Origin of the sequence: Neisseria sp. 19428wB4_WF04, from assembly GCF_015235335.1 — a bacterium.
GTDB classification, from domain to species: Bacteria; Pseudomonadota; Gammaproteobacteria; order Burkholderiales; family Neisseriaceae; genus Neisseria; species Neisseria musculi.
Genome location: NZ_JADGLG010000102.1, coordinates 1 through 2520, shown reverse-complemented (window position 1 = coordinate 2520; position 2520 = coordinate 1). Strand labels below are relative to the sequence as shown.

3 protein-coding genes and 1 pseudogene are annotated in these 2520 nt (G+C 45.6%); 1 reads left to right on the top strand and 3 read right to left on the bottom strand.

The window, feature by feature from the left end:
- Together IR141_RS12305 and IR141_RS14265 are read right to left on the bottom strand one after the other, a co-directional pair.
- On the bottom strand, nucleotides 1–690 hold a 690-nt coding region (locus IR141_RS12305; protein ID WP_305080184.1), incomplete at its 3' end, for a DNA-binding protein.
- 77 nt (nucleotides 691–767) lie between these two features.
- A pseudogene (locus IR141_RS14265) lies at nucleotides 768–970 on the bottom strand (helix-turn-helix domain-containing protein).
- A gap of 217 nt (nucleotides 971–1187) precedes the next feature.
- On the opposite strand from IR141_RS14265, the gene IR141_RS12295 reads away from it, so the two are divergent.
- Nucleotides 1188–1892, top strand: a complete 705-nt coding sequence (locus IR141_RS12295; RefSeq protein ID WP_135037709.1) for a helix-turn-helix transcriptional regulator — start codon at nucleotides 1188–1190, stop codon at nucleotides 1890–1892.
- 343 nt (nucleotides 1893–2235) lie between these two features.
- Here IR141_RS12295 and IR141_RS13645 read toward each other — a convergent pair.
- Nucleotides 2236–2520, bottom strand: a 285-nt coding sequence (locus IR141_RS13645) for a hypothetical protein (RefSeq protein ID WP_209304439.1), incomplete at its 5' end; no start/stop codon positions are given.

Sequence of the window (2520 nt, the reverse complement as noted above, 5' to 3'; positions counted from 1 at the left end):
TGGAGCGTCTGACTTATTGCTGCGATATTTTTGAGACGGGCAATGATTCTTACCGGATGAAACACCGCTCATAGGGTGGCTCAATTTTAGACCACAACTGTGGCTCAGTTTTGGAATGGAATTGACAGCCGCAAGCCGACTCACGCTGTCGGGTGCCGCGCGGTAAGCCCTCACCCACCGGTATAAAGTCGGCCCGCTCAAACTGCGCTCATCGTTGCTTCGAGCATTTGCAATCGGAATCAGCTTCGCAATATCTTCCGGCAGTCTGCCCGCCGCCGCTTCTGCCGCCACAAACGCCACCGCCTTCTTAATCGGCATACCCGACAATTCGTACAAAAGCAACACATGCGTCACAATCGCACACCGCGCATGAGCCGTTTCCGTTTGCTTATCATCCAACCGCATCAAACCATCCTCACGTGGCATCAAACCCAACTGCTTCATTTTCTTATTCGGCTTCACCGGCTTTTTCGCTTCCGCCAACACCGGCACCTTAGCCAACAGCGTGGCCGTCTGAATTTCCGGCGGCAGGGCAGCAATCAGATACTTCTTAAGTTTCCCACCCCGAGCCTGTCCGGCAATCTCTTTAAACGGCCAATTATTTTTCTTGGCGTGGTATTCAATTCCTTGCCTACTGTTTGGCAGTCTCGGAAGCTGCAAACCTGCCAACTCAACCGCTGAAATTAACATTTTGCTATTTCTTTCTTTTTGTGGTTTACTTAAATGCGTATAACTTTTAGCATTTAAGGAACTAAATCAAAAACCGCTTATCCATTTACAACCCTTTTTGGAAAAACAGGTTTTAAATTTCGTGCTGCGTATCGCTCCGGTCAAATCTCTTCCGGCTCCACTCCGATTGCAGCGGCGATAATTCTTTCTCCTTTTAAATAAGGGGTTGTCAATGCGCTTCTAAGCGTATTGACAACCCGGCTTCGCGGTGCCAGTTTGTTGGTGTTGCGTTTTTTTGCATGATTGACTTACTCCATTCAGTAATGTGATTTGCATCGTTAATTGATTAATTGAGTTAACAATACTAAGCAAAAAAAGTTTATTGAAACTCTTTTGCTTAAAAATATAGTGCAAAAAAGCAAAATAATCATATCTGTTTGATTATTTGAATGATTTATTTTAAGCAAAAGAATTACATTTTTTTGCTTAAATGAGAAATTCTAAGCAAAAGGACAATCATGGACTTTTTAGAGCGTTTAAAATCTTTGTGGCCCGATAATGCCAAACCCGCCGACTTCTACAATAAGATTGATATGTCTGCTTCCGGTTTTAGCCGTGTCTGGAAAGATGGTGCTATTCCAACAGCCGACTATTTGATTAAAATTCAAGAAGTAACCGGCTGCGATTTAAACTGGTTACTTACTGGTAAAGGCTCTCCATATATAGATAATGGACAAGCCGTCGAAGTCCGTACCCATTCCGACGGCACCGCCACCGACACCCTCGGCAACCCCGTCAGCTTGGACGAGTTCGTCTTTATCCCGCGCTATGACGTCTATGCCGCCGCAGGGCACGGCTACCCCGCCGAAGACGACAAACCCTTATTCTGCATGGCCTTCCGCCGCTACTGGATTGAAAACTACGTTACCCGCCATCCCGAAAAGCTATCCGTAATCGCCGTCAAAGGCGATTCAATGGAAGGCGTGCTCAACCACGGCGACAACATCCTCGTCAACCACGAAAACACCGACCCGCGCGACGGCCTGTACGTTATCCGCATCGATAACGACCTGTTTGTAAAACAAATCCAAAAGCTGCCCGGCAAACTGCTGGTCAAATCCGCCAACCCGTCTTACGAGCCTTTCGAGATAGATCTAACGGCCGACCACCAAAACGTAGCCATCATCGGCCGCGTAGAGTGGTATGGTCGCGCAGTCAATTAAAAAACGGCGTTTGGTATATCCAAACGCCGTTCTATTCAAATAAAACCAAAATCAACTCAAAACCTCACCAAAACCGCACAATAAAGGTATCAAAGTTTCATCACTTTCTACTCACTTTACGCAAAAAAGTGTCAAAGCCGACTTTGCTAAATCTCCGCTCAAATTTTTGTTTCCTTTAATTTTTTCGCCTTTTTTGCTTATTCTCTAAAGGTGTCAAAATAATACCTACCCCATAACAGCCGAATACTGTCATACCACCATATCTAAATATTTAACGTTGCGGAAATAACCAGTAACGATCACTGCCCTCCTGAAGTGCGTATTGGTCTTTTATACAACCAGCTCATGGAAGAAAGAACGGCACAAAAGAACAGGCTGAAAGCCGCCCGCCAAAGATAGCTTTGTAATACAGATCATAAAGCGCAAATAGACTGCATTTCAAAGCAAATAAAGGTCGTCTGAAAATATGTTTCAGACGGCCTGTTCCTGTTTGCGGTGGTACCTTGACGGTTTGAATCCCAGCCCGAAAGGCGGGCAGCCTGTGGAGAAACCAAACTGGCCAAGATGTGCAGGACGGAAAATCTGTAAAAAAGCTCAAACAACCTGAAACCGTTAAAAAAGCCAGGCA

Excerpts from the sequence above, each read along its gene's own strand:
- IR141_RS12295 (WP_135037709.1), top strand. The coding sequence starts at position 1,188 with ATGGACTTTTTAGAGCGTTTAAAATCTTTGTGGCCCGATAATGCCAAA.